This window comes from Thalassobacillus devorans (assembly GCF_011761345.1).
GTDB classification, from domain to species: Bacteria; Bacillota; Bacilli; order Bacillales; family Halobacillaceae; genus Thalassobacillus; species Thalassobacillus devorans.
The window spans coordinates 218,463-241,077 of the sequence record NZ_JAASRY010000004.1 but is presented as its reverse complement, the minus strand read 5'-3'; the positions used below and the strand labels follow the sequence as shown (position 1 = coordinate 241,077).

Sequence of the window (22,615 nt, the reverse complement as noted above, 5' to 3'; positions counted from 1 at the left end):
GCTTCTTTCTCATGCTGCCGATATGGTATGGAGGCAGTTTCATTATCGGATTATCACACACAACTAGAATACCCTCAAGATAGAAAAGAAAGGGAGATCCGTATTGGGTTTATTTGGTTTTTCACAAGATTTAGGAATTGATCTAGGAACAGCGAATACATTGGTTTTTATAAAAAATAAGGGAGTAGTGGTTCGCGAGCCATCTGTAGTAGCCAGAGACATTTCGACAGGTAACATCGAAGCTGTCGGGAACCCTGCGAGAAATATGATCGGACGTACTCCTAGTAATATCTCAGTAGTGCGCCCCATGAAGGATGGTGTCATTGCAGATTACGACACCACAGCAGAAATGATGAAATATTATATCAATAAAGCGATGAAGAATAGATCCAGTTTTGCCAGAAAGCCGAACGTCATGATTTGTGTGCCATCAGGTATCACAATGGTAGAAGAACGAGCAGTGATTGACGCCACAAAGCAAGCAGGAGCAAAAGAAGCCTATCCGATTGCAGAACCGTTTGCTGCAGCTATCGGAGCTGGTCTGCCCGTGTGGGAACCGACGGGGAGTATGGTCGTCGATATTGGTGGAGGAACGACTGAAGTAGCAATAATCTCTTTAGGGGGCATTGTTACCTCCCAATCTATCAGATTAGCTGGTGATGAAATGGATGATGCTATCATCCAATATATTCGTAAACAATATAACCTGATGATCGGGGAGCGGACAGCGGAAAATATCAAGATGGAAGTAGGTGCTGCCGGGTCTGCTGATGAAGATAATGAAATGGACATAAGAGGAAGAGACTTATTGACAGGTCTTCCGAAAACGATCACTATCAATGCAGCAGAAATTGCCGGAGCCCTGAAGGATACGGTGGATGCCATTATTGATGCTGTTAAGAATACGCTAGAAAAGACACCACCAGAGCTGGCTGCAGATATTATGGATAGGGGAATCGTTTTGACGGGTGGCGGTGCCTTGCTAAAAAATATCGATCAGGTTATCAGTGATGAAACAAAGATGCCTGTGTTCATAGCCGATGATCCACTCGATTGTGTTGCGATTGGTACGGGGAAATCGCTGGAATACATTCACCATTTCAAATCACAGCCGAATGTGGCTTCCCGGGCTAGAATGGAGTAGTTGACTTATTTATGCCTTCTCTATTCAGGAAAAAAAGGCTTATTCTTGTACTCGTCAGTTTTATTTTGCTCGTAGCCTTGATTGGTTTTTCATTAAGAGAGCGAAGTGAACTTACCTGGCCGGAGAAATTTGTCCATGACTCGGTTGGGTGGATTCAGACCATATTCAATCAACCCGTACAATTCATCCAGGGCACTTATGCAAACATTCAGGATATCAGCAGCACGTATGAACAAAATGAAATTTTGAAATCTCGTCTCTCTCAGTACAAAAGTATTATGCAGGAAAACCAGTTATTAAAAAAAGAAAATGAAGAACTGCGGTCAAGCCTCGATTACCAGGAGAGTTTAACCGAATATGATCCGATTGACGCGTCTGTCATAGCGCGAAGTTCTGAACGTTGGTTCAGTCAAATGATTGTAAACCGTGGAGAAGCTCACGGAGTTGAGCGCAATATGGCGGTCATCACAGGGGAGGGTATGATAGGAAAAGTCCAATCCACCGATAAATTCCATTCCACGGTTCAGCTCTTAAGCGGGTTTGGTCTTTCCAATCGTATTTCTGCCTGGGTATGGCAGGATGATGATCCAATTCATGGTTTGATTCAAGGATATGACGAAGAATCTAAATCGTTACTTTTAAAAGAAATTGATTCCGATGCTGAAATTAATGAAGGGGAACAAGTAGTCTCTTCAGGAAAAGGTGGAGTTTTTCCAGCCGGCCTGTTGATTGGAGAAGTCACGAAAGTTGAGATGGATCAGTATGGGTTAACTCAGACTGCGTTTATTAAACCGGCAGCCGACCTCTATGATATCAATCAGGTGATGATTGTCGACCGCAGCATGCCGACGCATAATATAGAAGAAACAGATGAGGAGGAAGAGGAATGATTCAACGTTTCTATCTTCCTTTGATTTTACTTTTTCTGCTTGTCTTTCAAGGAATGGCTATGAGTCTTCTGCCTGGGAGTCTTGCCTATTCGGATTACCTGATTACCCCTCATTGGGTTCTGGTTATCCTTATACTTATCACTATTTTTTTTGATCATGACGATACCTATTACTCTTTGCTTTACGCCCTCACTTTCGGCATTTTAATTGATATGGTATACACCAGTATTTTAGGGGTTTATATGTTCTCTTATGGCATTGTCATTTACCTGTTACATGGTCTGAAAAAAATGCTGCATGGCAACTTTATCGTAGCGGTCCTGTTAGCTGCACTGGGAATAGTGTTGACCGAATTAATGTTGTTTACCATTTATTCCTTCGTACAGGTAACTGACATACCATGGGAGTCATTTTTGTCAATTAGGTTGGTGCCTACCATAATCGCGAACATGATTTTCTTTCTCCTCGTATACCCCTTACTAAAAGGAAGACTGGAAAAGTGGGCAGCAAACATTCTAAGCAGCTGATCTTCCGTGATAAGAGCGGGAAGCGGATTCTTGCAGATTAGGGGGGAATATAGTTGATAGCGAACCAACAATTAATAACAGTTAAAGGAACAAGAGAGGGGCTCATTTTAAAGATCGATGACCATTGTGCCTATCAGGATGTATTAAATGAATTGAAAGAAAAACTCTCTGTGAACGACCTGATAGAGGATGACCGGCTGATTACCGTCAACCTCCAGCTTGGGAACCGTTATGTCACCCTTGAACAAAAGGATGAACTGAAAGAAGTAGTACGGAAAAGCCAAAACCTGGTGGTAGGAAAGGTAGAATCCAATGTCATTACGAAGGAAGAAGCCGCCGAATGGAAAAGGCATGCGCAGGTTAAACCGTTGGTCAAAGTAGTCCGGTCTGGTCAGGTAATTAATGTCGAAGGTGACATGTTACTCATTGGCGATGTCAACCCTGGAGGAAAGATCATGGCCTCAGGTAATATATTTGTAATGGGGAGCCTGCGCGGCATTGCGCATGCTGGTGTGGACGGTGATAGACATGTTGTTATTGCTGCTTCTTTCATGCAGCCTACGCAACTGCGGATTGCAGATGCAATCAGCAGAGCACCGGATCAAGATGCTGAGGGTGTCTATATGGAGTGCGGCTATCTGGAGGAAGGCAATGATAAAATATTAATCGACCGTCTTCAAGAGGTAATTAAAAAGCGTCCGGATATCAGCAGTTTTGAAAGGAGAATGTTTAATGGGTGAGGCCATTGTTGTAACTTCTGGTAAAGGAGGAGTTGGTAAAACGACTACCACTGCCAATATAGGGACAGCACTTGCATTACTTGGGAAAAAAGTATGTCTGATTGACACAGATATCGGGCTGCGTAATTTAGATGTAGTGATGGGACTTGAAAACCGTATAATCTTTGACTTGGTTGATGTCGTTCAAGAGAGAGTGAAAACCAGGCAGGCTCTGGTTCCAGATAAACGGTTTGATTGTCTCCAACTGCTGCCAGCAGCACAAACCAGCGACAAATCAGAAGTTACACCAGAAGCTATGAAAAGAATTGTAGCGGAATTGAAACAGGAATTCGACTACATACTGATCGATTGTCCAGCCGGGATTGAACAAGGATATAAAAATGCAGTTGCCGGAGCAGATAAAGCAATCGTGGTGACTAATCCTGAAAAGTCCAGTGTTCGTGATGCTGACCGGATTATAGGCTTATTGGAACAAGAAGACATCGAACCTCCTAAATTAATTGTCAATCGTATCCGTCATCATATGGTAGAAAGTGGAGATATGCTGGATGTAGACGAGATTGTATCTGTTCTCTCTATCGATTTACTGGGTGTGGTAGCGGATGATGATGAAGTGATCAAAGCATCTAATAGCGGTGAGCCAGTCGCCCTTCACCCAAATACCAAATCCTCCCTTGCTTATCGGAATATTGCACGTCGCATTTTAGGAGAATCGGTACCGTTACTTTCATTTGAAGAAAAGAAAGGTCTCATGACAAAAGTAAAGAAATTCTTCGGAATGCGTCCTTAAAAAGAAAACTGTCTCTTTAGAGACGGTTTTCTTTTTAGTCTTTTTTGTGGCGATAATGATGGCTGGGGTTTATAGAAAACGATTTTTCTCATAGTTTCCGGATTCTTTACATAGACTTGTACAAATCTCATGTAAGGGATGGTAGCCATTATGGGGAAAGATATTGAAAAAGTACGTAAAAGTATCGCATCACGTAAACGAGAAAAAGCGCTTCCTAAAAAGAACAAACATGCTGAGGCCAAGACTATGTATTATCCGGTACAAGAGGAAGAAAAACATGGATATTTACCCTTTGCCCAATCATCTCCTGGCTCGTCGGGTCAAAAGAGAGATCAGAAGCCGGGGTATTTTTTACTAAAAGCTATCATTGCTGCCTGTTTGTTTTTTGGGGTGGCAAGTTTAGTGCAAATGGAGGCAGGCTGGGTTCAAAAGCCTAAAGCCTGGGTTGTACACAACATGACTGAAGATTTTCCATTTGCAGCGGTTACCTCCTGGTATCACGAAAAGTTCGGGAGTCCTTTGCAGTTAGTCGAACCACCAGGGGACGTGGTACCTAAACAGGCTGCCCTGCCCGTTAGCGGAGTGGTGAGTGAAACATTCCAGACTCATGGAGAAGGAATTGTCATGACTTCCGAGCAGCCGTCGGAGGTCGTTGCCATGGATGAAGGCACAGTGGTTTTTGCGGGGAAAAATGCACAAACAGATCAGACGATTATCATTCAGCATGTGGATGGGAGTAAAAGTGTTTACGGCTACCTTTCTTCCATTGATGTTCATTTATATGAACATGTGAAACCAAACGACATTATAGGTAGTGTCAAGCCTGAACCTGGACAAGCAAGCGACTTCTACTTTGCTATCGAAAAGGACAATAAATTTATTGATCCTGTTGAGGCGATTAAAGTCGATGAAACTCCGTGACTTTTTAACGCATGTTCACTTACATCCGATTTTGATTCTATTGGTATTTACCGCTATTCTCACAGGGGCTTTCATAGAGCTCCTGATTTTATTTGCCATCGTCACCATACATGAATGGGGGCATTTCCGGATGGCAAAATTTTTTCACTGGAGAATTAAAAAAGTGACCCTATGGCTGTTTGGGGGAACGATGGAATCGGAAGAGCATGGCAGTCGGCCGATGCATGAACAGGTTTATGTCACGTTAGCAGGGCCATTCCAGCACATATGGATGTTAACCCTCTTATATTCTCTGGTGATATTATTCCCTGAACCTACAACATGGATTAGAACAGCTATCTCTTATAACTGGCTGATTCTTGCATTCAATCTTCTTCCTATATGGCCTTTGGATGGAGGGAAAATACTTTTTTACCTCTTAAATCGTTTTTACTCTTATCGTGTCTCCCATCATTTAACCATCATATTTTCAGCCGGCTTATTAATAGCATCCATCCTGCTGCTCACCTTCCTTTCCTACTTTACGCTCCACGGCTGCTTATTGGCTGCTTTCCTATTATTAGAAAATAGACTAGAATGGAAACGACGCTATTATTCATTTATGCGCTATTTAATGCATCGCCATGGTAATAATGAACCACCTGGGAAAGTGGTAACGCGGCCGATTGAGCCTGAGGAAACCATATGGAATGTTTTGAGCCGAATCCGTAATGATAGACAACAAAGGTATTTTTTGAAGGGGCGGAAAGGAAACGTATGGATAAGAGAAGAGGATTGTCTGGAGTATTTTTTTACTCATGGGAACCCACACCTTCCAATCCGTGAACTCGCACAGATTTATAAATAAAGAGGGATTAGATGAGGAACTTATATATAGCATGCCGTTCAAGTGAGAAGGCTGCCTTACTTTATGAAGATAATAAATTAGTCGAAGTTTTTTTCGACCGTGAGTTGGACCGGTCGCAAGTCGATCATATTTATTTAGGAAAAGTCGTCAATGTTGAAAAAGGACTGCAGGCGGCTTTTGTTGATATCGGTACAGGGACAAATGGTTTTTTGAGGCAGCAGGAAATTGGAAACCAGGGCGAGCGGATCGAATCATTACTTACCATTGGCCAATATATCATTGTGCAAGTTAAAAAGGATGGAATCGGTAAAAAGGGACCATTACTCACGACAGACCTCACCATAGCTGGTTCTTACTCCGTTTATTTGCCGAAAAGAGACCAGGTTTCGGTTTCCCATAAAATCTCGAAAGAAGAACAGGCAAATTTGAAGGAGATAATTACACCCATGCTCGAAAAAAAGGAAGGTGTTATTGTTCGCACTGCCGCAAAACACCTGGACTCGTCCTCTATCAGGAATGAGTTGTCCTTTTTAAGAGAAAAGTGGCGCCAGGCGAAGGGAAGAATAGACAGAAAGAAGCCTGGCATGATCATGGAATCCACACTGGTACCTGATGGCGTTTTGAGAAAATATCCCATACATTTCATTGATGAATGTATTGTTGATGACGCAAGTTTATCTAAGCAAATAAAAAGCATGTATCCTTTATATAGTGACCGGATTAAATGGGTAAAACATTGGAATAATCATCAGGGCTATTCGATTAATGAGTGTCAGGAAAAGTTGGTACAACGCTCTGTTGCAGCTGCTAAAGGGGTCAATTTAACAATAGATGAAACGGAAGCAATGAATGTGATTGATGTCAACAGCCATGGGTTTACAGGGCGTTCTGACAAAGGACAGACTGCTTATCAGGCAAACCTGGCATCAGTCAATGAAATCGCAAGACAAATCAGGTTAAGGAACTTGTCGGGTATCGTTATGATTGATTTTATCAACACCGGCTCCAGGAAAAATAATGACGGTATCGAGAGCGCATTGAAACAAGCAATGAAAAACGATCCGATTCCCACGGTATGCCATGGATTTACGAAACTCGGCCTGTATGAAATAACGAGAAAAAGGGAATACGCTTCCTGGTCCAGTAAATTGACGGAAAATGTGACTAGTCACAAAAAACGGAGCACCGTATTGTTCCAAATGGAAAGGGACATACTGGCTTTGGAAGATTCTTCTCATGAAGCAATACTAGTGGCTGTTTCACCTGAACTTGATCAATTGAAAAAACAATTGCTTTCTACTTCTGTTTCTAGTAAAATTCCTCAGGAAGTCTTTTTCCGTGTCGATCCTGTTCTGAATGATTATATGATAGAGATGGCAGGTTCGCTGAATACGGTCAGAGAATATGTGGCAAGTCGCGGCTATCATGTTGACAAAAGCTTTTGAATCATGATAACATCATTATGTTATTCTAGTAGCACCCGACTGCTACAACCGCTCAGAACAGGTTTTGAAACCAAGGTGGTACCTGGGATGGCGAGTCTTAGTTCTATGAGGAGGTGCAGCAATGTACGCAATTATTGAAACTGGTGGTAAGCAATTCAAAGTAGAAGAAGGTCAAACGATCTACGTTGAGAAAGTCAGCGGAGAAAACGGTGACTCAGTCACATTTGACAATGTACTTTTCATTGGCGGAGGAGATGACGTGAAAGTCGGTGCTCCATTCGTAGATGGTGCTTCTGTTACAGCTAAAGTTGAAAAACAAGGCCGTCAGAAGAAGATCACTGTCTTCAAATACAAGCCAAAGAAAAACTACAAGCGTAAACAAGGTCACCGTCAGCCGTACACGAAGCTAACGATTGATAAAATCAATGCGTAAGGCTTGTGTATCATGATTAAAGTGCTGATATACCGCAGAGACAATGAAATGAACGGTTTTGAGATATCCGGCCATGCAGAAAGCGGTCCTTATGGACATGATCTAGTGTGTGCAGCCGTCTCAGCTGTTTCGTTTGGAGCAGTAAATGCCGTCATGGAGTTATGCGGAGTAGTGCCGGCAATCGACCAAGGTGGCGAAGGAGGCTTTCTCAAAGTCATGCTTCCGGATGGTATGGAAGCAGAAACAGAAAGCAAAGCCAAGTTGCTGCTTGAAGGAATGCTGGTGTCGCTTCAGACTATTGAACGAGATTATAATCAATATATATCGATATCGGAACGATAAGGAGGTGCATCCCATGCTACGTCTAGATTTGCAATTCTTTGCCCAAAAGAAGGGTGTAGGTAGTACAAAGAACGGCCGTGACTCTGAGTCCAAACGCCTTGGAGCCAAGCGTGCTGATGGACAATTTGTTTCTGGTGGATCTATTCTTTACCGTCAACGTGGTACCAAGATCTATCCAGGTACGAACGTAGGCCGTGGCGGAGACGATACACTATTCGCGAAAGTGGATGGTGTTGTGAAGTTCGAACGCTACGGACGTAACCGCAAAAAAGTCAGTGTTTACCCAGCTGCACAAGAAGCGTAAACCGCTGGCATTTATAGAAACCCCAAGCGAAAAGCCGCGCTATGCACTGCATCAGCGCGGCTTTTTTCTATTAGGCTTTAATAAATCTCACTATTCAAGTAAAGCTCCCTTTACTTGAAGACTCAGTTTCGAGATAGTTGGGTCCGTTACCATAAGTGGAAAGGAATGGGCTGAGAAACGACTCGCTTTCCAGCTCCATCGCCTAGACACTCGCGACATAAGCAGCCCATCAACGGGAAGAAAGACCACTTCCCTTTTGCTGTTCTGCTTATGCGTGTCGTGTCTCCCAAGGCGATTACGCATTCACTTCTTTCCTGCGGGGGACCTGGCGAGCTTCCTCACGGGGAAGAAAACGGCTCAGAAACCTTCTTTTTCGTGCCATATTGCCTTTAATTCAAAATAATCGTGCGTGGGCAACTATAAAGGGCAAATCGTCTTTTTTCATTATAATGGGCCTGTCCCAAAAGGTGATTTCGATAACTTTTTATGGTAAGGGGCGATGGAGAAGGTTGAGACTCCTGCGGGAAAGGATAGACTGGCAAGACCCCGCAGAGCTTTAAGCTCGAGGAGGCTTGCCGTCTTCCCCGCGGAAAGCGAATCCTTCCCCACCGCCCCTAAACTCCCAAATAACATCTCGAAATCAAGTCTTCGACTTTTCGACCCTATAATTGAATAACCATATTTCGGAGAATTACTTCAAGTGCATACGGCTCGGAGCGGTCGCCTTTGCTGTTGATTTTTGCTATAATTCTTTTATTACGTTATCAGGAACGGGAGGGACTTTCATGCGAGCGGATGAAGTGATGGAACTACTGCGTCATGCCCGGCATGATTGGATGAATGAGCTGCAGCTGATTCAAGGTTATGCTTCCATGGGGAAAATGGATAAGGTAAAAGAGAAAACCACTGATGTCATACAGAAAGCCGAAGAAGAACGGCGGTTGATGAATCTGAACACTCCGTATTTAAGCTTATGGCTCATGTCTTTCAACTGGCACCATCCATTTTTTCGCCTTACATACGAGGTTAAGGGTAAAACTGTCGATTTATGCCACCAGGACATCACTTTATATGCCCACTGTAAAGAAATCATCCGTGTTTTTGAACGTTTCAGCGATTCAGCCACCCTCTACCATGGGAAAGTAAGAATCGAAGTGTATACAAGCAGTCGAGTAGAAATCAGTGTGGTATTATCCGGTGAATTTGAGGAAATGCCGCATTTACAATCAACGATACAAGAAAAAGAATTTATCACAGCAGTTGAAATTGAGGATATAGAACAGTATCATCAAGTAACAGCTAAAATGAATGTAGAAGTAAAGAGGTGACCGGCATGTTCGTCGATCAAGTCAAAGTTTATGTTAAGGGTGGAGACGGTGGTAATGGTTTAGTTGCTTTCCGTCGAGAAAAATATGTTCCAAATGGTGGCCCGGCTGGTGGAGACGGTGGTAACGGAGGAGACGTCGTCTTTGAAGTAGATGAAGGGCTTAATACATTAATGGATTTTCGTTACCAACGTCATTTTAAAGCAAAAAAAGGGGAAAACGGCATGAGTAAAGGACAGCATGGAAAAAATGCTGATCCTTTGGTTATTCCAGTTCCTCCAGGTACAACAGTGAAAGATGCGGATACAGGAGAAGTGATTGCTGATCTTGTAGAACATAAGCAGCGTGCGGTTATAGCTAAAGGCGGACGCGGTGGACGTGGTAATATCCGGTTCGCTACAGCACGGAATCCTGCTCCGGAACTTGCGGAAAATGGCGAACCGGCAGAAGAACGGGATATACAGGTTGAATTGAAATTGATTGCTGATGTCGGGTTGGTCGGTTTCCCTAGTGTAGGGAAATCAACTTTATTATCGGTTGTATCAGCGGCAAAACCGAAGATCGCTGATTACCATTTTACAACACTTGCACCAAATTTAGGCGTTGTTGAATCAGGTGACCAACGAAGCTTCGTCCTGGCCGACTTACCAGGTCTGATTGAAGGTGCTCATGAAGGGGTGGGGCTCGGTCATCAGTTTCTTCGACATGTAGAGCGGACAAGAGTCATTCTCCATGTAATAGATATGGCTGCTACGGAAGGTCGCGACCCTTATGAAGATTACCTGACAATCAATCAGGAACTGTTTGAATATGATGAAAGATTAAAGGATAGACCTCAAATTATTGCAGCCAACAAAATGGATATGCCTGGTGCTGATGAACAATTGCAGGAATTCAAGCGTAAACTGGCCGGCGAATATCCTGTCTACCCCATCTCTACTTTGACAAAAGAAGGGCTGCCGGATTTACTATTTGCTGTAGCAGACACGCTTGATCAAATACCGAAAGATAACACACCAATTGAGGAGAAAGAGGAACGGGTGCTCTATAAATATGAGCGGGAAGACGTTCCTTTCAAAATTACTCGTGATCCCGACGGAGCTTACGTACTTTATGGCGCGCAAATTGAAAAATTATTCAAAATGACTGACTTTAACCGGGATGAGTCGATCCGCCGCTTTGCACGGCAAATGCGTGGTATGGGTGTGGATGATGCCTTAAGAAAACGTGGCGCCAAGGACGGGGACACGGTCAGGCTGCTTGATTATGAGTTTGAATTTGTTGAATAAATGAGGTAGTACCCTGAGAAGCGAAAGAGACGCTGTAGAAAAGGGGGATGTAAATGGGGGAGAAAAAAGAACACTTTTACCTTGTCAGAAGTGACGTTTTGCCAGAGGCTATGAAAAAAACGATTGAAGCCAAGTCATTGCTGGAAAAAGGCAGTGTCGAGTCCATATTTGAAGCCGTTCAGAAGGTCGATCTATCGAGAAGCGCCTTTTATAAATACCGGGATGCTGTCTACCCATTTCAGGAAATGGTCAAAGAACAAATGATCACTCTTTTTTTTCACTTGGAAGACAGGAAAGGTTCATTATCCAAGCTGTTGGCAGCGGTAGCGAAGGCAGGGTGTAATGTGCTTACCATCCATCAGACCATCCCATTACAGGGAAAAGCGAATGTCACATTATCGTTGAATACAGCAGGGATGACCATCTCGATTGATGAATTGATTCAAAGGTTGAAAAAGGTGGATTTCATCAATCGTGTTGATCTATTAAGTACAGGAGCGTAACAGCAAGGAGGACAAAAAGACATGCCAGAATCTGAAAACAACCAAAAGATTGGATATTTAGGCCCAAGAGGAACTTTTACAAAAATGGCGGTGGATGCCTTGTTCGAGGAAGGGGAATTCACAAGCTATGAGACGATTCCGGCATGCCTGGATGCCGTGGAGGCAGGAGAAATAGATACCGGAGTAGTCCCAATAGAAAATGCAATCGAAGGGTCTGTTCATTTAACGATTGATTATTTGACGCACCATGTCGACTTGCCGATTGTTGCTGAGATGACCGTCCCAATTAAACAGCACCTCCTCGTACGGGGTGATTATGACCCGGAGAAGGACGGGATTACCGAGGTGTATTCGCACAGTCATGCAATAGCTCAGTGTCATCAATATTTGCATAAAAACTATCCAGAGGCAGAACTCTGCTATACGTCTTCGACAGGGAGAGCAGCAGAAATAGTCGCTGAATCTGATAAACCGATTGCAGCTATAGGGAATCATTTGGCTGCTGAACAAAATGGATTGACTATCTTACAGCATGACATCCATGACTATGCTAATAACCACACCCGATTTATTGTTGTTCAAAAGCAGCCGAAGACACTAAATATTCGCGATCATATACCGACCAAACAAAAAACGATGGTAATGGTGACATTGCCGAAAGATTATGCAGGTGCGCTTCATCAAGTGCTCGCTGCGTTTGCATGGAGAAAAATGAACTTATCCAAAATAGAATCCAGACCAATGAAAACGGGTCTGGGTAACTATTTTTTCTTGATCGATATCGATCAGCCTTATGACCAAGTGCTGTTTCCGGGAGTAGAGGCAGAACTTGAGGCCTTAGGATGTTCGTTAAAACTGTTGGGAACCTATCCAAGCTTTGAATTGAATGTTTCTACACCAAACTTGCAGGCAGCCGAGTAAAAATTAACCGGGTCACAAATAGCCGTGATCCGGTTTTTTGTGTGCCTGAATTATTTGATTGGTAACGGATATACGCCTGGCTGAATAGATATGAGTGAAACTTGTTTAAAAAAGTTTAGGCTTTTTCATCAACTTTTCCCATCCTGTGCATAAGTTGTTATGAAGATTTCTTGTTCAAATCGTTTGATTTGTATAAAGAAAGGAGCTACTAATGTGAGAATTCATATTGTTCAGAAAGGTGATACGTTGTGGAAAATCGCTCAAAAGTATGGAGTTGATTTCGAACAACTGAAACAAATGAATACCCAGTTATCCAACCCGGATATGATCATGCCGGGTATGAAGATCAAAGTACCACAGGGAACAAAGCAAGTGAAGAAAGAAGCACCGATGCAAAAAGAACAACCAAAAGCAGCACCAAAGGTTCCTTATAAGAAGGAAGCCCCTAAACCAATGCCGCAAATAAAAGAAGATGAGAAAGAAAAGCCGATGATGCCTCCGATGCAGCAAATGATGCCAATCCAAATGCCAATGATGGAACAACAGCTGCAAAACTACTACACGACTTTCCACTTGCCGCAGATGCCTTACCAGCCTCCTGCACCACCGAAAGAAAAAGTGAAAGAGGAATCAATTGAATCGGTAAAAGAAATGCCGCAGGTTCAGCCGGCAATGCATCATCCAATGCCATTGTGTCCGCCTGGATACTATCCTGTGTTCTGCCCGCCGATGCCATGTCCTCCAATGCCGCAAGGTCACTTGGTTCATAGTGATTTCCATTGTGAAGATGATATGGAAAGCTCTTATAAAGGAGCTTATCATCAGGGTCCTATGCCTCAAGTGCAGGGCATGTGGATGCACGAGGAGGAAGAATCTGCAGCTATGCCACCGCAAATGCCAATGGCTGATGACTGTGGTTGTGGCGGAGGGAAAAAGGGAGCTATGCCGATGTGGGGACACCAGATGCCTCCACATATGATGCCAGGCTACGGTATGCAGCAGCCGATGCCGTATCAGCAGCAAGGCCAGATGATGCCTCAGATGCAGGGAATGCCTCAGATGCAGCATGGAATGGCTCCCTATCAGCAAATGATGCCTTGGGGCGGTCAGCAAATGGGACAGATGGGGTATGGTCAACCTGGCCAGCCACTCCCAGGAGGCATGGGAAGTCAGATGCCGTATTCTTACGACTTTGACGACGATGACGAGTAAGTACCAGGGCGATTCTAAATGGAATCGCCTTCTTCCTTTTTTAAACAGAAAAGGACTGTCTGTGGAAGATGTCAAAAATATAAAACAGGATGTCTATTGGGTGAAATCCCAAGGAAATGAGTATGCGCTGAAATGTTATGAAAGTCATGAAAAACTAGAAAAACAACATACTTTTTTCGAACAATGGAAAGAAGCGCGACTGTATGCTGCAGAACCTCTTTCTTACCCTGATGGCAGTTGGGTGATTTCTAATGCAGATGGCGAATGGGGATTGTTTAAGTGGTTAAAAGGGGATCATCTTCTTTTTTCCTATAAAAGTGACCGATTAGCCGCAAGTAAAGTAGTGCAAGATTTTCATACCAGTACAGAGGGAATTGAAGCGCCTCTGTTACTTCAAAATCCACTCTATATTAAATACCAGCGAAGACTGGAACAGTTTGAAAAAACATTTCCGGCATTCTCCTATGGGGGGAATCGGACTTTATTCCAGGAACTTCACCAATTTGCGAGCAAAACTCTGGATGACTTCGAGCGTTTGGACTGGGCTGCCATTGAAGAAGATGCTTGGGAACGGAAAACTTGGCTGCATGGTGACGTCGCTCATCATAATTTCATCCGAACACGGGATGGCGCAGTGAAGCTGATTGATTTCGACCTTTTACAAATGGGACCGGAACTGTATGACGATATCCAATTAGGTCAAAGATTTTTACCCCATACCCATCATTCATTAAAGGAGCTTACTGTTTATTTTCATGCGACCAAGTGGAAAGAAGCGTGGTTGAAGGGGATTCTGGTCCCAAGTGATTTAATGCGTGAGTGGCTGTATGCCTATCGCAAATATAAGAGGCAAGACCAGAAATTAGCGGGCCACCTTGATTGGCTTCATGCCGCCTGGAAAGACAGAAAGGAATTTGTTGAAAAAGTTCAGCATGTGCTAAGATAAATAATTATAGTTGTAAAGGAGAAAAGAATGATGCAAGCACATGTAGATGCTATTGTTGAATGGCTTCAGCAAAAAGTAGAGGAAGCAAATGTGGATGGACTTTTGGTAGGTGTAAGTGGCGGTATAGATTCAGCTGTTGTGGCAAACTTGATCAAACTTGCCTGTCCGGAACATTCGCTTGGTGTAATCATGCCGTGTAAAAGTAATCCAAGTGATAAGAACCATGCCCAACGGGTGATAGATGCTTGTGGAATCGATCATGTTACTGTTGATTTGACGAAAACCCATGAAACGATGTTTTCAGAAATAAAAAAACAGCTACAGAGCAAACAAACATTCAATAATGAACAGGAACAGCTTGCCGATGCGAACCTTCGGGCGCGCCTCCGAATGAGTACCTTATATACATTAGCGACAAACTATCGTTATTTGGTAGTAGGTACAGATAATGCGGCAGAATGGTATACGGGGTATTTCACCAAGTATGGTGATGGTGGGGTAGATCTCGTTCCTTTAGTTAATTATACTAAGGGGGAAGTCAGTGCAATGGCCCGTCATCTAAAATTGCCTGCTGAAATTATTGATAAGAAGCCCAGTGCCGGATTATGGGAAGGGCAAACAGACGAGAATGAAATGGGCACAACTTATAATATTATTGACAAACATTTAAAAGGAGAACCAATACCTGATAAAGACCGTGAAATCATTGAGTCTTTACATCGCCGCTCGGCTCATAAACGCCAGCTTGCGGCAGCACCGCCCGTGTTTGAGGTATGAATAGTGGATTAATTTGACAGATTAAAAAAGCCTCCTTAATCCAACATAAAGGAAAAGGAGGTTTTTTTATGTGGAAACAGCTAGTGGCAGGTGTATTTGTTATAGCTTTTGTAATGGCAGGATGCAACACAGAAGAAACTCGCCCGAATGTGCAGGATGATAACACTTACGATCCCTTGGAAACAACAGACAAGAGAAACACCAAAACAGATAATAATGAATTGCGTCGTGGCGCTCCCAATAAGATAAAACAGGATGCAGAAGAGGATATGAAGGATACCACCTATAATATTAGCAATCGGGCCCATGATAATGACTTCTATAACGAAAAATCAATGGAAGTCACGCGTGCAGTTAATGAATTACCAGAAGTCAGCATAGCAAGGGCGATAGTTAGTGAAAATCGAGTGATTGTTGGTGTTATGCCAACCAATTATGCGGTCGAAGATCATGACATCGAAGCATTAGTAAAAGAAAAAGTAGCAGAAGTCTCTGATGCGGATGAGGTCATTGTTAATATGAATGTAAGTGAATGGGAACGAATGAAAGACTTGGAATCACGAATGAAAGCAGCTGAAGGACCAAAACAAATACAGAAAGAAATAAATGAATTTCTTAATAACTTCAAGACTGATAATGACAGAGGATGACATTTCTCATTCTTCAATGATTCTTGCCAATATGATATAGTAATAAAAGAAATTAGATACTATCGTGTTGGAGAGGAGAATGTCCAATGGCTGGTCATTCTAAATGGAAAAATATACAGAGGCGTAAAAATGCGCAAGATGCTAAACGCGGAAAAGTATTCATGAAAATGGCTCGAGAAATATTCGTGGCAGCTAAAGAGGGGGGCGGGGATCCGGAAATGAACCCTTCACTTCGGCTGGCTGTTGATAAAGCCAAAGCGAGCAATATGCCGAATGAGAACATTGACCGGGCTATAAAAAAAGCTACCGGCGACCTTGACGGTGTCAGCTATGAAGAGATGACTTATGAAGGTTATGGTCCCGGAGGAGCAGCTGTCATGGTTAAAGTGTTGACAGATAATAAAAACAGGACAGCCGCCGAAGTCCGTCATGCATTTAACAAGAATGATGGCAATCTTGGGGAGAATGGCTGTGTTTCTTATATGTTCGATCGTAAAGGCTATCTTGTCATTGAACGATCCGCTCATGATGTCGAAGAGGACGACCTTATGCTGGAGGTTATCGAAGCGGGTGCGGAAGAGATGGAAACTAATGAAGAAACCTTTGAGATTTATACAGAACCGGAAAGCTTTTCAGAAGTTAAGAAAAAACTTGAACAAAGTGGTTATACCTTTGAAACTGCCGAGATTTCGATGTTCCCTCAAACCTATACCCCACTCGGTGAAAAAGAGACCGAAAAAATGTTGAACCTTATTGATACGCTGGAAGATAACGATGATGTGCAGGATATTTATCATAACCTTGAAGCGGATGAAGAGGTATTAGAAAAACTAACTTGAAGTAAATCGTGATTATAATAGCTTCTATTTCTGGGCAAACTGGAAATAGGAGCTATTTTTTAATCCTTTAAAAAGATTTCGTATGTTAGAGGATAAAAACTGATGCTTTCCTCATCATATTCATACGAAAGCCAAGTTTTTCTAAGGGGGGATTCGATGAAAACGGAAATATGGAAATCGCTCACAATTAGTTTATTGATACTCTTATCTTTTATTGCGGTAATGGATGATCGACCTTCCAACGGGGAGGAAGATGAAGCAAAAGAAAATTACATGGAGGAGTCTGTATCCTTGGTGGCAAGTCAACCATTAGAAGTAAAAGTAACCATGGAGAAGCAATATCTTGATGGAGTTATTGAGGTAGAAGAAAAAATAGAAACCATTTGGGCGATGGAAGACTTTTGGGCTAATTACGATGGTTGGACACTAATGCACCAGGGAGAAGGTTTTGTGGATTTTTATAAGCAGATAGACGACCTTTCCCCGGAAGTTAAAGCGAATGGTTATTTTGGTATTGATTTAAATGATCAGTTAATGATTTTTCTCGGAAAGCCTGCAGAAGGAAAAGTGATAGAATCTTTTTTTCCAATTCCAGTAGATACTCTGGAAAGCAATCGAAGGAAAGAATTGGAGCAGGGAATAAAAATTCAGGATAAAAACCACTTTAACGAAGTAATCGAAACATATGCTGATCGAGATCCTATTGATAAACATTAACATTTACGCTCTCCAATCGTTCTGCTGGAGAGCTTTTCTTATGGTTCTGTTAAAGCTCGGTGGTGATTTTACAATAAAAGCTCTCAATTGCTGAAGACTCAGCTTCGAGATATGTTGTTTCCGTTACGGTAGTAACGGTTTGGAGGGCCGGGAAATCACTCGCTTTCCATGGGGTACGGTGAGCTTCCTCGGGCTAAAGCCCTGCGGGACTCACCATGTACTATCCTCCCATCGGAGTCTCGCAATTTCCCGGCCCTCCTAGCGTTTTTATGTGTAACGGAAACAGGTCAGCACGGAAGACTATAAAATGAGTAAAAAGAGAGCTTTATGCCTCATCACACTCAAAGGGACCTTGGGGATATGGAAGTCTGATCCGGGTAATACATGGGTCCGTTAACCTTCTTGATAGCTGGGTGGCGGGGAAACGGTGAGACTCCCGTGGGAGAAGGACCCAGACGAGACCCCACAGGGAGTGAAACGACCGAGGAGGCTCGGCGGCTCCCCCACAGGAAAGCGAACCGTTTCCCAGCCGCCCTTACTCCTGGTTCGGCAACGGACCTCAAAGTATCTCGAAATCAAGTTTTCGACTTTTTGGCCCTATTGCGGAATAGCCTATTATGAAGAATCAACAACAAAGTTTAACAGAGCCTTTCTTTTAAGGGTGAGGATAGGCGAACATGTGCTTGTATGTTACAATAAGTGAAGAAATTTGATTGTGGGAAGGGAAAATAAACATGATAGCATATGTTCGGGGAAAATTATCGGTTATAGATGATGAGAGTGTCATAGTAGAAGCAAATGGAGTTGGCTATGAATTGATTTGTGCCAACCCGTTTTCATTTCAAGAATCTTTAGAAAAAGAGATCAAAATACATACCTACCATTATGTCAGAGAAGATTTGCAGGCTTTATATGGATTTAAAAAAAGGGAGGATAAAGCACTTTTCTCTAAATTGTTGAATGTATCCGGGATCGGCCCGAAAGGAGCGCTGGCTGTACTTGCTTCTACCAGTGTACGTGATTTTGTAACAGCAATTGAACAGGAAGATGAAAAGTTCTTGACCCGTTTTCCAGGAGTCGGCAAGAAAACAGCACGGCAAATGATACTTGACCTGAAAGGGAAACTGGTGGCATGGCTTCCCGATGAAGATAACGAAACGTCGATTTTTTATGCGAAAGACCTTACTTCACAGGAACGCAGCCAGGCAGTAGAGGAAGCTCTGGAAGCGATGAAAGCGCTGGGTTATTCAGAACGTGAGCTGAAAGCACTTCGTCCGAAGCTGGCTAACAGTGATCATGCTAACGTGGATGATTATGTGCGTCACGGTTTGCAATTAATGATGAAAAATTGAGCACGGAGGTGAATTGGCTTGGAAGAACGGATGATATCCAGTGATTTGCAAGAAGAGGATGCTTCCATTGAGTTGAGTTTGCGGCCTAGTCGATTAAGTCAGTATATTGGCCAGGCGAAAACCAAACGGAATCTGGAAATTTTCATTGAAGCAGCAAAAATGAGAAATGAACCATTAGATCATGCTTTATTATATGGTCCTCCAGGGCTCGGCAAAACTACATTAGCTTCAATCATTGCCAATGAAATGGGGGTTCAGTTCCGGACAACGGCAGGACCTGCTATCGAGCGTGCCGGTGATTTAGCAGCTATTTTATCTTCATTGGAGGCAGGGGATGTACTATTCATCGATGAAATTCATCGACTGCCAAGATCTGTGGAAGAAGTGCTCTATCCTGCTATGGAAGATTTCTGTCTCGATATTGTCATTGGGAATGGGCCCAGTGCAAGGTCCGTCCGTCTTGATCTTCCACCTTTTACATTAGTAGGAGCGACCACGAGGGCAGGGTTGTTATCGGCTCCGCTTCGGGACCGTTTTGGAGTACTAAGCCGGCTGGAGTATTACGATACAAAGGATTTATGTGATATCGTAGAACGCACCTCTGATATTTTTCAGGTGGGAATTACTCGAGATGCTGCAATAGAAATCGCAAGAAGATCACGGGGAACGCCGAGAATCGCCAATCGGTTGTTGAAGCGTGTGCGTGATATTGCACAAGTCAAAGGGAAAGACGAGATAGACTTGGAAATAACGCAAGAAGCGTTAGAAATGCTCCAGGTAGACCCGGTAGGACTGGATCATATCGATCACAAACTGCTATTAGGCATTATGGATAGCTTTAAAGGCGGTCCAGTAGGCTTGGATACCATCGCCGCAACAATAGGGGAAGAATCACAGACGATTGAAGATGTATATGAACCATATTTGCTTCAAACCGGCTTTATCCAACGCACACCGCGGGGAAGGGTAGTAACACCAAAGGCTTATCTCCATTTTCAACGGGAGGTGCCTGGAGCTTGACCGGATTTGGAAAAATATTTATTGTAATAGGGGTTGTGTTCATCATTATTGGCTTGCTTTGGAGCTTTATCGGTAAGCTGCCAGGTGACATCAGCTTTAAAAAGGGAAATGTAACGTTTTATTTTCCTATTGTTACATCCATTGTGGTAAGCATCATACTTTCATTGATTTTTTACTTCTTTGGTAAAATAAAATGAATAGAGATAGGAGATAATTATGGACATCAAGCAATATGACTTTGACCTGCCTGAAGAGTTGATCGCGCAAACCCCGTTGCTGGATCGATCTTCATCCCGGCTTATGGTGTTGGATAAAAAGGAAAAAACCATAAACCACAGGAGATTCTCTGATATTAAAGAATTTTTAAGGCCAGGGGATTGCCTGGTTTTAAATGATACTAAAGTATTGCCTGCAAGGCTGTATGGGGTAAAAGAAGATACAGGTGCGAAAGTAGAAGTACTTCTGCTTCATCAGACAGAGACGGATGAATGGGAAGTACTTGTAAAACCTGCAAAGAAAATCAAGGTTGGAACCCGGATTATTTTTGGGGAAGGGAAATTGGCGGCGGAATGTACAGATACCGAGGATCATGGTGGACGTAAGCTGCGTTTCGAGTATGATGGAATATTTCTTGAAGTTCTGGAAGGGTTGGGTGAAATGCCATTGCCACCCTATATCAAGGAGCAGCTGTCTGATAGTGAAAGGTATCAGACCGTATATGCGAAAGAAGAAGGTTCTGCCGCAGCCCCGACAGCAGGACTCCACTTCACAAAAGAGCTGCTGGAGGAAATTGAACAGGCTGGTGTCGAACTGGCTTATATCACCTTACATGTAGGTCTTGGCACATTCAGACCAGTGAGTGTAGATAACATTGAAGACCACGATATGCATGCTGAGTTTTATCAAGTATCACAAGCTACATCAGATAGGTTGAATCGGGTCCGGGAGAACGGTGGAAGGATAATTTCTGTGGGGACTACTTCCACACGAACGTTAGAAACGATCATGCGGGATTACGGGACTTTTACGGAAGCCTCAGGCTGGACTGATATTTTTATCTATCCGCCTTATGAATTGAAAGCGATTGATGGTTTGATTACGAACTTCCATTTACCACAGTCCACATTAATCATGCTTGTCAGTGCACTGGCAGGACGTGACTTCATTTTACATGCGTACCAGCAGGCTGTAGAAGAGCGATATCGCTTTTTCAGCTTTGGTGATGCAATGTTGATTTTATAAGGAAAGGGTTTAATTACTAATGGCAATCACCTATGAATTTATAAAGACATGTAAACAGACAGGTGCCCGTCTTGGAAAGGTCCATACACCGCATGGTTCTTTCGACACACCTGCCTTTATGCCCGTAGGGACTCTTGCTACCGTTAAAACGATGAGCCCGGAAGAGTTGCAGGAAATGAATGCAAATATCATTCTTTCTAATACCTACCATCTATGGCTGCGGCCAGGGGAAGATATCATCGAAGAAGCAGGTGGACTCCATAAGTTCATGAACTGGGATGGGGCAATTCTGACGGACTCAGGAGGATTCCAGGTATTCAGTCTGAGCGATTTACGGCAAATTGAAGAAGAGGGCGTACATTTTCGTAACCATATCAGCGGGGAGAAATTATTTCTCTCCCCTGAAAAAGCCATGCATATCCAGAATGCGCTAGGATCAGATATTATGATGGCATTTGACGAATGTCCTCCATATCCAGCTGAATATGACTATATGAAAAAATCGGTAGAACGGACAAGCCGTTGGGCTGAGCGTTGTTTAACTGCCCATAAGAAGCCAGATACACAAGGGCTGTTCGGCATAGTACAAGGTGGAGAATACGAAGAGCTTCGCCGCCAAAGTGCAGAAGATTTAACGTCACTTGATTTTCCTGGCTATGCGATAGGCGGTTTATCTGTCGGAGAACCAAAAGATGTAATGAATCGGGTGCTGGAGTTTACCACACCGATACTCCCTGAAAACAAACCAAGGTACCTGATGGGTGTCGGTTCACCGGATTCCTTGATTGATGGAGCCATTAGAGGAGTAGACATGTTTGATTGTGTACTACCGACCAGGATTGCCCGAAACGGCACCTGCATGACATCAAACGGAAGACTGGTTGTTAGAAATGCTAAGTTTGCCAGGGATTTCCGTCCAATTGATGAAAATTGTGACTGCTATACCTGCAGGAATTATTCCCGCGCTTATATCAGACATTTGGTGAAAAATAATGAAACATTTGGCTTTCGATTAACTACTTACCATAACTTATATTTTCTGTTAAAATTAATGGAGCATGTCCGCCAGGCTATTAGAGAAGACCGTCTTGGCGACTTCAGAGAAGAATTCTTTGAACAATATGGTTTCAATAAACCAAATGCGAAGAATTTTTAGAAAGGGGGAATGAAAATGGAAGGAATATTAGGATTATTACCTATCATCCTTATGTTCGTTATTTTCTATTTCTTGTTAATCCGCCCACAGCAAAAGAAACAGAAGAAAGTACAACAAATGCAAGCGGATTTACAAAAAGGAAATAGAATCATTACTATCGGGGGTCTTCATGGAACCATCCATGCCCTTGATGAAGGGACCGTCGTATTGACTGTCAATGATGGAACAAAGATGACTTTTGATCGTTCAGCTGTACGAGAGGTACTTAACCAGGATTAAAAAA

27 protein-coding genes and 1 other annotated feature are annotated in these 22,615 nt (G+C 43.1%); all 27 genes read left to right on the top strand.

The window, feature by feature from the left end:
- The first annotated feature begins 103 nt into the window (after positions 1-103).
- The 27 genes from FHS45_RS14385 to yajC all read left to right on the top strand — a co-directional run bounded on the left by FHS45_RS14385 (position 104) and on the right by yajC (position 22,611).
- Positions 104-1,144: a rod shape-determining protein gene (locus FHS45_RS14385; RefSeq protein ID WP_062447045.1), complete on the top strand. Its 1,041-nt coding sequence runs from the start codon at positions 104-106 to the stop codon at positions 1,142-1,144.
- Between the two features lie 11 nt (positions 1,145-1,155).
- Positions 1,156-2,034, top strand: coding sequence for a rod shape-determining protein MreC (gene mreC, locus FHS45_RS14380; RefSeq protein ID WP_062447043.1), 879 nt, complete (start codon positions 1,156-1,158; stop codon positions 2,032-2,034).
- On the top strand, positions 2,031-2,561 hold the full coding sequence (gene mreD, locus FHS45_RS14375; protein WP_062447040.1) for a rod shape-determining protein MreD: 531 nt from the start codon (positions 2,031-2,033) through the stop codon (positions 2,559-2,561). Before mreC ends, mreD begins: the two co-directional genes overlap by 4 nt.
- Positions 2,562-2,614: 53 nt before the next feature.
- On the top strand, positions 2,615-3,301 hold the full coding sequence (minC, locus tag FHS45_RS14370; RefSeq protein WP_062447038.1) for a septum site-determining protein MinC: 687 nt from the start codon (positions 2,615-2,617) through the stop codon (positions 3,299-3,301).
- Positions 3,294-4,091, top strand: coding sequence for a septum site-determining protein MinD (gene minD / locus FHS45_RS14365; RefSeq protein WP_062447035.1), 798 nt, complete (start codon positions 3,294-3,296; stop codon positions 4,089-4,091). Before minC ends, minD begins: the two co-directional genes overlap by 8 nt.
- A 150-nt stretch (positions 4,092-4,241) precedes the next feature.
- Positions 4,242-5,012: a M23 family metallopeptidase gene (locus FHS45_RS14360; RefSeq protein WP_062447032.1), complete on the top strand. Its 771-nt coding sequence runs from the start codon at positions 4,242-4,244 to the stop codon at positions 5,010-5,012.
- On the top strand, positions 4,981-5,859 hold the full coding sequence (locus tag FHS45_RS14355; RefSeq protein WP_166761424.1) for a site-2 protease family protein: 879 nt from the start codon (positions 4,981-4,983) through the stop codon (positions 5,857-5,859). The genes FHS45_RS14360 and FHS45_RS14355 overlap by 32 nt, the downstream gene beginning before the upstream one ends.
- Positions 5,860-5,870: 11 nt before the next feature.
- Positions 5,871-7,304 (top strand): ribonuclease E/G, encoded by a 1,434-nt coding sequence (locus tag FHS45_RS14350; RefSeq protein WP_062447026.1) that lies wholly within the window; start codon positions 5,871-5,873, stop codon positions 7,302-7,304.
- A gap of 36 nt (positions 7,305-7,340) precedes the next feature.
- Positions 7,341-7,412: a sequence feature (ribosomal protein L21 leader region), on the top strand.
- Between the two features lie 13 nt (positions 7,413-7,425).
- On the top strand, positions 7,426-7,737 hold the full coding sequence (gene rplU, locus FHS45_RS14345) for a 50S ribosomal protein L21 (protein WP_062447024.1): 312 nt from the start codon (positions 7,426-7,428) through the stop codon (positions 7,735-7,737).
- A 12-nt stretch (positions 7,738-7,749) separates the two neighbouring features.
- Positions 7,750-8,079 carry a ribosomal-processing cysteine protease Prp gene (locus tag FHS45_RS14340; RefSeq protein ID WP_062447022.1) on the top strand — a complete coding sequence of 110 codons (330 nt, stop codon included), beginning with the start codon at positions 7,750-7,752 and terminating at the stop codon, positions 8,077-8,079.
- 13 nt (positions 8,080-8,092) lie between these two features.
- Positions 8,093-8,383 (top strand): 50S ribosomal protein L27, encoded by a 291-nt coding sequence (gene rpmA / locus FHS45_RS14335; RefSeq protein ID WP_062447020.1) that lies wholly within the window; start codon positions 8,093-8,095, stop codon positions 8,381-8,383.
- Positions 8,384-9,168: 785 nt separating this feature from the next.
- Positions 9,169-9,711, top strand: a complete 543-nt coding sequence (locus FHS45_RS14330; protein WP_062447016.1) for a Spo0B domain-containing protein — start codon at positions 9,169-9,171, stop codon at positions 9,709-9,711.
- A 5-nt stretch (positions 9,712-9,716) separates the two neighbouring features.
- The gene (gene obgE, locus FHS45_RS14325) at positions 9,717-10,997 is read left to right on the top strand and encodes a GTPase ObgE (RefSeq protein ID WP_062447014.1); all 1,281 of its coding nucleotides are present in this window, start codon (positions 9,717-9,719) and stop codon (positions 10,995-10,997) included.
- A gap of 53 nt (positions 10,998-11,050) precedes the next feature.
- Positions 11,051-11,500: an ACT domain-containing protein gene (locus tag FHS45_RS14320; RefSeq protein ID WP_062447012.1), complete on the top strand. Its 450-nt coding sequence runs from the start codon at positions 11,051-11,053 to the stop codon at positions 11,498-11,500.
- Between the two features lie 21 nt (positions 11,501-11,521).
- Complete coding sequence (gene pheA, locus FHS45_RS14315) at positions 11,522-12,421, top strand: prephenate dehydratase (RefSeq protein WP_062447009.1); 900 nt, start codon at positions 11,522-11,524, stop codon at positions 12,419-12,421.
- Positions 12,422-12,634: 213 nt separating this feature from the next.
- Positions 12,635-13,633 (top strand): SafA/ExsA family spore coat assembly protein, encoded by a 999-nt coding sequence (gene safA / locus FHS45_RS20360; RefSeq protein WP_062447006.1) that lies wholly within the window; start codon positions 12,635-12,637, stop codon positions 13,631-13,633.
- Between the two features lie 61 nt (positions 13,634-13,694).
- Complete coding sequence (locus tag FHS45_RS14305; RefSeq protein WP_166761423.1) at positions 13,695-14,579, top strand: phosphotransferase; 885 nt, start codon at positions 13,695-13,697, stop codon at positions 14,577-14,579.
- Positions 14,580-14,609: 30 nt separating this feature from the next.
- The gene (gene nadE / locus FHS45_RS14300; RefSeq protein ID WP_062447001.1) at positions 14,610-15,356 is read left to right on the top strand and encodes an NAD(+) synthase; all 747 of its coding nucleotides are present in this window, start codon (positions 14,610-14,612) and stop codon (positions 15,354-15,356) included.
- A 68-nt stretch (positions 15,357-15,424) separates the two neighbouring features.
- On the top strand, positions 15,425-16,006 hold the full coding sequence (locus FHS45_RS14295; RefSeq protein WP_062446999.1) for a YhcN/YlaJ family sporulation lipoprotein: 582 nt from the start codon (positions 15,425-15,427) through the stop codon (positions 16,004-16,006).
- Positions 16,007-16,092: 86 nt separating this feature from the next.
- Entirely contained in the window at positions 16,093-16,845 is a 753-nt protein-coding gene (locus tag FHS45_RS14290) for a YebC/PmpR family DNA-binding transcriptional regulator (RefSeq protein ID WP_166761422.1), read from the top strand.
- A gap of 156 nt (positions 16,846-17,001) precedes the next feature.
- Positions 17,002-17,562, top strand: coding sequence for a BofC C-terminal domain-containing protein (locus FHS45_RS14285; protein ID WP_062446996.1), 561 nt, complete (start codon positions 17,002-17,004; stop codon positions 17,560-17,562).
- 734 nt (positions 17,563-18,296) lie between these two features.
- The gene (gene ruvA / locus FHS45_RS14280) at positions 18,297-18,914 is read left to right on the top strand and encodes a Holliday junction branch migration protein RuvA (protein ID WP_062446994.1); all 618 of its coding nucleotides are present in this window, start codon (positions 18,297-18,299) and stop codon (positions 18,912-18,914) included.
- 18 nt (positions 18,915-18,932) lie between these two features.
- Positions 18,933-19,934, top strand: coding sequence for a Holliday junction branch migration DNA helicase RuvB (gene ruvB, locus FHS45_RS14275; protein ID WP_062446992.1), 1,002 nt, complete (start codon positions 18,933-18,935; stop codon positions 19,932-19,934).
- Positions 19,931-20,131 carry a DUF2905 domain-containing protein gene (locus FHS45_RS14270; RefSeq protein WP_062446990.1) on the top strand — a complete coding sequence of 67 codons (201 nt, stop codon included), beginning with the start codon at positions 19,931-19,933 and terminating at the stop codon, positions 20,129-20,131. Before ruvB ends, FHS45_RS14270 begins: the two co-directional genes overlap by 4 nt.
- A 19-nt stretch (positions 20,132-20,150) precedes the next feature.
- Positions 20,151-21,176 carry a tRNA preQ1(34) S-adenosylmethionine ribosyltransferase-isomerase QueA gene (gene queA, locus FHS45_RS14265; RefSeq protein ID WP_062446987.1) on the top strand — a complete coding sequence of 342 codons (1,026 nt, stop codon included), beginning with the start codon at positions 20,151-20,153 and terminating at the stop codon, positions 21,174-21,176.
- Positions 21,177-21,195: 19 nt separating this feature from the next.
- On the top strand, positions 21,196-22,332 hold the full coding sequence (gene tgt / locus FHS45_RS14260) for a tRNA guanosine(34) transglycosylase Tgt (RefSeq protein WP_062446984.1): 1,137 nt from the start codon (positions 21,196-21,198) through the stop codon (positions 22,330-22,332).
- A 15-nt stretch (positions 22,333-22,347) separates the two neighbouring features.
- Positions 22,348-22,611, top strand: coding sequence for a preprotein translocase subunit YajC (gene yajC, locus FHS45_RS14255; protein WP_062446981.1), 264 nt, complete (start codon positions 22,348-22,350; stop codon positions 22,609-22,611).
- Positions 22,612-22,615: the final 4 nt, after the last annotated feature.